The following is a 9,589-nucleotide window of genomic DNA, read 5'->3' as shown; positions in this document are numbered from 1 at the left end:
GGAGTGCCGCCAACAAAAGCGCTCAATTTTAGACCCCTCTTTTGAGAAAAACCAACTTCTGCGCCACCTTTGGCACAGAGTTTAAAACCCGCACAGAACGGTTTTATCGTCCAGTCGTTACAACCGGGGTTGCAACCGCCTACTTTTAGGTATACGCTACCTGCCGCTTTACCGTTTATAAACCAGCCATCGCTATCGTTGCGGCCACCCATAAACTCGTAACAGGCATCGTATCCAAAACCGGCACAGGCAATACTAAATACACAGAATTCAAAACCGCCACCAAATTTCCCGCTCAGGCCGAACAGATAATTGCCTTCGGCAAAATTTAAGATCAATTTGGCATTTGATTCCGTGTAGCACCAGAGTTTCGCACTGGCAATTTTAAAATCGAAGCCAATAGGCCGCTCTTTAGGGATACCCATTTTTGCGGTAGTGTTTATATACACTCCCGAAAACATATCGCCCACGTAACGGGTATCAACGTTTCTAAAATAATAGCTGATCCTATCACCCCGGGTTGATGGGTTACGTACACCGATCCCCATAGCAAACTCACCGTTTGATTTAATTAAACCCAATAAATTTATGTCCATAGCTGCGCCTATAAACAGGTATTTATCATCATCTTTTAAACTGATGATCAAATCGCCCTGTAGTTTTGCGCTTGCCACACCTTTTATCGGTTCTATCTGTGCATCAACAGTTATACTAAAGGTAGATTGTGGGATATCAAGTTTTATACTGGCATCGGCCACATCCAGGGCGGTGCCTACAATTAAATGGGCATAACCTTCTATTACCGGACCGCTGCTTACAGTGAGGCCAATAGGATCTAATTTTATGGCCGAGCCTAAGTTGGCAATGGAAACTGCGCCATTAATATTGATCATAAAATCTTTGGTAGCGGTATTATAGGCAAAACCTCCGCCAACACGTTCAATGGTTACAAAACCTATCGGGATCACTACGCCGGCACTAAAACTTGCACCAAAATCTATCCCACCCTGAACTTTAAAGTAATGGAAATCGATACCGGCATTTATCGGCGTACCGGGGATACTTAATTTACCCGCACCGGCAAAGCCATTATCTTTTAACTCAACTTCTATATCGGTTTTTAAAACCGGAACATCTAATGAGGCTTTAATTTTACCGACCGATACATTTACTCCGCCGCTGGCCGCTTTAAAAGTAATATCGGCGGCCGTAAATTTTAATATCGGTACATCAACCGAGATCGCACCTTGCACACCTATGTAAGGCGTGCTGCTCACACTATTAAACTGTATAGCCTGTACCTTTATTTTGGCAAAAGCTAAACTGGCCTCGAAATCAACAGGTGCATCAACTAAAAATTTGCCATTGGTATGCACTTCGAAAACCGGGATATTGATTACCGAGGTAAGAAATTTTTCGAACTGTATTTTGCCAGAGCCGCCTAATTTATATACCCCCGATTGGTTAGGCACCTGCCCAAATGAAATTGGTGTATTGCCTTTCTTCAACCGAACGATATTAAAAATATTGATGCCCTCGGTAGGGATGGTAAAAGTCCCCCCAAACATCATATCCTTTGCCAGGGAAATGTTCGAAAATGATACGTTTGAGGTGCCTGAAGCAGGTACTTTTATGACCATATTACCACCCAGTTTAAACCCGTCCTCGTTAAAGAGTAACGATGCAATACTGGCACTCCAATCCATTATTTTAATAGATGGCAGGTTGGTTTGGCCCAGTTTTACCGTTTTCACCGATAAATCTGCTCCGATGTTAAATTCTTCTACGGTAAAAGATGCAGATTTAATGGGGCCCAGATCTGGTGTATTCAACTTGCCTTTTAAGTGTAGTCCATTATTATCGATAAAGGTTGCGGCGGTTTCTACCGAGAGTTTAAAGCCGTAAATATCGCCCTGCCAATTACCTGCTGTTGATGAAATTTTATATTTTGGTGAACTTGTAGCAGTGTTGTTAGATGTAAATATGACCACCTGCTGTGATGCCGAATTGTCCGGAACGAGAAAAACATCGGCAGTTTGTAAAGTCCATCCCCTACTGCCCTGTATTGCGCCCATATTGACGGCCAATTGTCCGGTAATCTTACCACCACTATTCCCATCGCTTTCTACAGCTATGCCATTGGCGGCTTTTAAGGTAACCGGTAAATAATTTAACAGTTTAAAAGGAATAGAAAGTTCATCGGTTATTATTTTATTTCCCTCCGGCATGGCATTATTCTGCGCATCGAAACTGATCTTGATATTACTGAACCGCAATTGCGTTTTGCTGCTGTTTTTTAAATCACTTAGGGATGGGTTTAAGTTTATAAAAGTTCCGCTTACCCGGTAGGCAGCTCCCTCAGCATCCATTTTATCCAACTCTACATCAAACCCCAGTATTTTGGCAATATTCCGTCCGCCACCACTGCCCAGTTCAAAATTCAACTGTTGTGGTGTAGTGCCTATGGTTACACTCTTGCTCTGCGCAATGTAACCAGATTTTGATGCCTTTACCTGCAGCGCACCTTTAGGTACATACAACGTATATGCCCCGGTAGCATCGGTTGTGGCCTGCAGATATGGTCTATCTTCTACTTTTACGGTAGCTCCATTTACCGCTGCATTGTCGCTTCTTACAAAACCACTTATTGCCGTTCCTTTTTGCAGTTTTATGGTTTTAACATTTTCTACACCATCTTCATTTATGAGCACACTTTGTTCGGTTATAATAAAAGCAGTGCCAGCCTGTGGTGTAACCCTTACTGTTGCATTGCCACCAAAGCCCTTATAAAACCATTCGCCTTTACTATCGGTTATACCTATGGTATCAAAAAGGGCAATGCTGGCATTGGCAATTGCGGCATTTGCCTCATCAACAACCTTAAACCTTATTTTACCGACCTTTCTTTCCAAAAAGCCGACATCACCCAGATCAATTGTCTTTTTGCTGTTTGATCCATAGTTAGAACTGGTTAATGGGCTGTTAAAAACATCCGCCATTGCATTGCTTATGTCAAAACTGGTCTGTTTAACCATATTATTCCCACTGGCTTTGGCGCCTGAAAAATCGAATGTTGTACCCCCTGCCGGGCTACTTTTACCCTGCATCTTTACACCGTCAAGGTTTAAACCGCCAATACCTGACGCACTGACCGCCGCATTGCTCTGCGCCCCGGCGACACCAAACAATGCAGGCGAAAAATTGCCGCCATTACTGGCTATCGACTGTTGCACAGTAGGCGTATTAACCAGTTGCGCAGTCAGATCAATTGTATTTGCCACTGTATTTTGTACATTTCGGTTATCGCCAAAGATGTTTTTGGTATCCACAATATGATTACCTGTTAAAACATTATTTGGCAATTCGGTTATCGCAACGTTACCCCGATCGATGGTTGGGTTTTTCGTTATTTCAGCAGGTATATTTACGGCTATGGTTTTACCTACATAACCCTCTTTCTCAATAACAAGCTGATGATTACCGGGAAAATAGGTCGCCGTAAAAAGCCCAGTTTGCCCTGTTAAAATAATATTGGTTGAGCCTTTGAAATAAAGCCGTGCGTTGTTTAAAGGTTTTTTATCTGCATCAACCACGCGGCCTACAACCTGTACCAGTTCTGGTTTTATCCTAAACGATGCGTCTTTTTGTTCCCCATCTACCATTCTGGCCACCACAATGGTATCGGCAGGATCTACTTTTAAGTATTTAAATTGATTGGGCACTTTAATTAACCGTACCGTAAAAGTTGCACCTTCTTTTAATTTTGGCAGGTTGCTGATTACATAATTGCCTGCGCTATCTGTGCGGGCACTATATGGTGCCAATTGGGTTTGCTCTTCAAAATTGGTTAGTGCATTACCGATAAAAGTAGCACTGGCTTTAACACCACCACCAAGGGCGGAGTTTAAAACATTTGAGGAATAAAAAGACGAGGAATTAGATGATATAGCGGTGTTTGCCGAACTTGTTGATGGCGATTGTGCCTGTACAACGATGTTATTATATGCCGCGAACTGCGTATTTAGCTGGGCGCTGTACGTCTGCTGGTTTCCTAAAACTGCACTCAACCCGGTTAAGTTGGTTGCGCCAACCAATACATCTTCTTTTTTAAACTCGACCCGGACTATGGCGTTTTTTACCGATGCGAAACCATTATCCAAAGAAAGCTGTACACTACCTTTTATAGATGGCGGTGATGCCATTAAGGTATATGTTGGCTTCACATTTAAAACTTTATCTGGGCTTAAATCATAATGTGCTACCTTTAAACTACCGGTTTTTTTATCAATCTGTCCGTTTGTGCTAATTTCTATCGTATATTGGGCATCATAGAATAAACGCGAAAATTTTATCAAACCTTTCGTTTTCACATTTACACTATCAGTAGCCACCAATACCATTTTTTTGCCATTGATGATTGTTTTCTGTTTTGCCTCCGGGGCAATGTTGCCATCAAAAGCTAAATATGGATAAGCCATTGAAGCCGATTCTTCACGATAGATTTTAACCTTTAGGTTTTTGGTGTCGCCAGCATTTATTTCTGGCATTTCTATGGTTGGCGTATAGCGGTAGGTATTGGCCAGACAGATTATCTCGCCCAAATCCAGATCAGGGTTTTTAAGCGAGTCGGCCGGTAAAATTTTAGTTTCCTCTAAATCGCCCTGCGTAACCACTATTTTCACCTGTTTGTAGTTATTACCACCGGTATAGTTTAAATCGGCAAAATTAATATCGAAATTTCCATTTGCATCGGTACGGCCGGAGGCGATTAAATCTTTCTCTTTCGGGTAGGCAATTATGGGGCTGGCACCAGATGCTTTTGCAGGTGCGGTGTTGTTTTTTTCGTTGTTGGTTGCTGCATTATTAGCTTTGGCGTTATTTTCTTTGGATTGATTTAAATTATTCCCGGGCTTATTATTTTGCGGTTTGAGCGCAATACCAAATTGTGAGTTGCTTTGTTCCTGCTTTTCGTTTTTCTCCTTTTGAACTTCTGTCTGGTGCGGATTTAAGATCCTAACGGTTTCAACGGGAATGCCAATGATTTTTACTACAGCATTGGCCAATGGAATTTTGTTGTTTGCGGGGATTTCAGATGTGGCATCAATTGAATAATCGTATTTTTGATAGCCTGATGCGAAAATAAATGAGCTTGCCGTTTTTTCTTCGGCAACTTTTTGTACCGCACTCATTGTATTGCCCTTATTATCGGTAACCACCTGGGCAAGTAGGGTTCCATCAATGGCCATTGCATTTAAGAGGTTATTTTTATTATCCGTTAGCGGGTTTGCTGCACCATAAACTAATCCGCCCATGGCAACTCCATTATTACTGCCCCCAGCTACCGTTTTATTGCCCGCTTGCGCGGCTGTATTGCCCAGAACCGGGGTCAAATTACTGTTGTATGCACTATTATTGATTAAAGTGGCATTAAAACTGGGAATTGCAGCGTTTGCGGCACCAATACTGCCCAGCATGGAGCCGCTTTTGTAGCTTTCTTCGCTTGCTTTAAATGCCCATAATGCTTTGCCCTTTATAGAATTTGTAGTAAGCGGTTTTTTCGGTTTCGAGGCAGTATCTGCCGGTTTTTTTTCCTGGCCGTTTTTAACCAGATCGCCAACAAAAGCAAAGGCTACAACCTGGCTGTTGCCATTGTTCCTGAAAGTATAGCTGTTATTGGGATCGAAAGCACTAATAACCAAAGCATAACGCCTGCCAGGGGCAAGTTGCGGGTCTGCAGGATTATATACATAAACGTTTCCCATAACCTCTTTTTCGAAGAAATAAGGTGGCAGGGCAGTCATCACGGCATCGTTGGGGTTGCGGTTGCCAATCACTTCTATCATCCGTATTTTATACTTTACCGATGGTGGTGCGCCTGGAGGGGTTGTCCAGTTTATGGTAAAAACCTTTCCGTTTACATTGTTTAATTCATCGCCGTCTGCAGGACGTATAATTAGCGGTGGTTCTATGCTGCTTATCGTGAAACGGTTGCTACAGCCCGTAGGTTCCTCCCCACTTATTGGCAAATTGGTATTATAATCGTAGGCACGCATACAAACCTGGTAACTACCCTCGGGCAGACCGTTCCCACGTATAAATTCGCCTTTGGTAATGCCGGTGTAGGTAAGCTGGTTATAATCGAACAGTGTAACCAGATCGGCCCCATTTAAATTTCTTACCTGCCCTGGTGTTAACGTTATTGCCGATGGACTTTTGTAATTTTGACCTACCTCCAGTCTTATCCCATTATCGCCGACAACAGATGCCCTTAACTGTACATTCTGTGTAGCCGTTGATTGGTTAACCAGTGTAATCAAAACCTGTTGTGGTTTACTCTCGTAATCGGTAATCCGGGTTGGATAAGGCGGCAATATTCTTATCGATACACTTACCTGAGCATTTACCCCGCTTAAGGAAAATAGCAAGATCAAGGATGCAAGTAAAAGGAAATATAATTTTTTCATAACGTTAAAATTTTAATTGATAAGCCAATTCACCGCGCATCTCTGTATATTTTTGTTGTAGGCCAGTTGTATTTTTTGGGTCGTTGCGTAATAGGTACAGCCCAAAATCAAGTGTATGCCGTCTGTAAACCGTGTATTTTGCATTTATAGAACTGTTAAAAATCAAACTTTTGCCCTCAGGCTGTTTACCGAAAGTTATCGAATGGTTGGTATAGGCCCTCAGCATAGATTTAAACAGGACCACATCTCCACCGAACGAAATACCAGTATAGGTCTGGTCGGTACCCATTCCCTTCAACCGTGTGGTATTGATGCTCGTATTCAGGTTAAAACCATCTTTTAAAAAACCAATATTATAATTGAAGAAAAACTGTTGTGTATCCATATTTCTACTAATAGCTGCATCGGCAAAAAACTGGTTAAAATCGTTCAGGTTACTCAATGTTGCAGCGGCAGAAAGTGTATGGCTATATTTATCGGTGGTAAGCACATACCTTGGCATAATGCTATACATTTGTGTGGTCTGCACAATTCTAAGGGAATCGGCAAAGCGGACCGTATTAGGGCTTTGGTTATTGGCGTAGTTGCTGTAGCTTAAATCAAAACCCAGTTTATCGTTCAGTTGCAAACTGGCATTCCCTGCTCCGATAAACCTTTTGTTGGTTGCATTTTTTTGATTTTGTAAATTATCTTTTTGCAGGCCGATGCTACCGGAAAAGTTCAACCTGTTTTTCCATGCAATAAATGATGGTGTTATCGTCCACGCCTCAATATCAGAGGTAATAAAGTACGCGCCCATCGATTTAAATTCCGGATCGATGCGTTTATAGTTTACTTTCAGTCCGTACTTTTTATCCCGATACCCTACCCCAACACTAAATGCGGTATACAGTTCGCTGGTAGCATTTATAGGCGCAAATTTTTTCAGTGTTTTTAGTATCGGATCATTCAAAGAATCAATAGGTATAGTTGTATATAAATTCCGGGTATATAAACTCGCCGCCGCCTCACTTTCGATCAAAAAATATTTTAAAAATGTAAGCTGGCCTTTATAGCCCAAAACGGTATTTCCGGCAGGTGCGGTATTAAAACTTGTTATCTGCCTGCTCCTGTCAAAGCCGGCACTGTCATCTTTTGCTTTTAGGTAATTAATATCGAAATAGCTTTTTTCTGTACCATAGCCTACTTTTATGGCATAACCTTTACGGGTGAAAGATTGCGGTACCAGCGCCTGGGTCAGTGTATCTATTGCTGTGGCCTTATTTAACCTGCCATACATAAAACCAAGCCTAAACTTTTTTGGCGTGAGTTCTACTCCTGCCCCAAGCATGGTATGGCCGCCCAGGGTATATGGCGAAAAGCTTACATTGCGATAGCCCGCGTGCAGGGTGATCCATTTATAGGTTGGACTTAAACCGAATTGGTTGAAGGGCTGTTGAAAGCTGGTCTGTTTATCGGTATAACTAATACTAAAAGGTACGTCCCAGCCATAGATACTTACGGTTGGGCTACCACTTATTATCAATGCAAAAGGATTACGCCGATCGGCTGCACCGCTCATCCGGTAGCCAATGGTCCGTACCTCCAATGCACCGTTAAATGTAAAAGGTTTCTGATTTTTGATATCATTTAAATTTTGGGCACCAACCAGTATCGGCGCCAACATAAATGCAAAAAATATGTTTACCAGCTTTATCACCTCGTATTGCTTTAGTTTATAAAATGTTATGGGCCCTCATTTGGATAAAAGAACCTGCTACACCAATAAATTTACGACCTCCAGAACGCAATTGGCCGGCTAATGAGCGAACAGGGACTATCGTCTGGTGAACTACGTGTTTTACTTAGTTAATGATCAAACGGCCATAAAACCCTTCTCATTTCAAAAAATATGATCAAAAAAAACCAGGGCATTGCAGCTAAATTTTCAGGGTTCAATATCAAAGTTTAAAGGACCTCGGTATTTACCTGCTTAATCCATAGTTTAATATTCACGCTCAGCGTGACTACCATGATAAACAAGAATGAAACTTGTAATTTAAAGTTTGAAGGAAGGGATTGCGCTTTTACGCAGGTCCGTGTTCAATGAACTGCGTAACCGCTTTCGGTTTTAAATTGGCGATATATCTGATAACTGGGTTAACTTTTCAGAAATATTACCGAACGCTCATTTTCAGATATGGACAGCGGACCTAATCAAAAGTCGCTACAGATCATAGATTGTCTCATATGCAGATCTGTAATTTCAAAATAACGGATATTTCCGCATATGTGTACGGGCAGGAAAAAGTACCCGTTAAAACAATTTTTGAAGCAAGATTTCCTTTTTTTGTATAGATACTTCTATTTCAGTACCATCAGATAGTTCTATGGTTCCACCATCGCCTTTGCGATATTTGACCACATAGCTTAAATTGATAATTACTGAACGGTTAATTCTGGTAAAGAATTCGTCGTCCAATATCGCTTCAAACTCCTTAAGGGTTTTAGATACCACAATCTTTTTGTTGTCGGCCAATATGAATACGCTGTAATTACTCATCGCTTCAACCCGGATAATATTGGTTTTATCGACAATATAAACGCCCTCAGCGGTAGTTAATGCTAATCTATTGCTATTAACTTTCTCTTTTTTTGACGACCTGTAGTTGGATTTTTCGATTACCCGCTTTCTTAACCTAACAATCGCTGTTTTCAGTTCTTCCTCATCAATTGGCTTAAGTAGATAGTCAACTGCACTTAAACGCAGTGCCTCTAAAGTATAGCTGTCATAAGCGGTCGTAAAAATAACTTCGAAATTAAAGGTTCCCAAGCGTTCTAAAAACTGAAAACCATTCATGCCCGGCATTTCCACGTCCAAAAACAGGACATCCGGAGAAAGCTGGGTAATGGCAGCCAGGGCCTTCGCAGGCTCGTTAAAAACGCCTACAACCTGAAGCTCATCTTCAAAAGATTCGAGTTTATGGCCCAGCAATTTGCTGCCCCTGATTTCGTCGTCTAAAATTACTGCTTTTAACATGGTTTAAATATCTATAGCTAATTTCGCCTTTTAATTGTTGCCGGGCAAGCTCTTTTTTATTGCAAAAGCGGTCGGATAAAACCAGACCGCTTTTGCGAAAACCCTT

3 protein-coding genes are annotated in these 9,589 nt (G+C 41.7%); all 3 read right to left on the bottom strand.

Annotated features, from left to right (window positions below; all coding sequences use genetic code 11):
• Nucleotides 1-6,464: carboxypeptidase-like regulatory domain-containing protein (locus ASU31_RS26665; protein WP_157258337.1), on the bottom strand; the 6,464-nt coding region annotated here is incomplete at its 3' end.
• Nucleotides 6,465-6,468: 4 nt separating this feature from the next.
• Nucleotides 6,469-8,130 carry a hypothetical protein gene (locus ASU31_RS26660; protein WP_057935276.1) on the bottom strand — a complete coding sequence of 554 codons (1,662 nt, stop codon included), beginning with the start codon at nt 8,128-8,130 and terminating at the stop codon, nt 6,469-6,471.
• A 630-nt stretch (nt 8,131-8,760) separates the two neighbouring features.
• Nucleotides 8,761-9,483: a LytR/AlgR family response regulator transcription factor gene (locus ASU31_RS26655; RefSeq protein WP_057935275.1), complete on the bottom strand. Its 723-nt coding sequence runs from the start codon at nt 9,481-9,483 to the stop codon at nt 8,761-8,763.
• Between the last annotated feature and the right edge of the window lie 106 nt (nt 9,484-9,589).

This window comes from Pedobacter ginsenosidimutans (assembly GCF_001442625.1).
Taxonomy (GTDB): Bacteria; Bacteroidota; Bacteroidia; order Sphingobacteriales; family Sphingobacteriaceae; genus Pedobacter; species Pedobacter ginsenosidimutans.
This window is presented reverse-complemented; position numbering and strand designations above follow the sequence as displayed.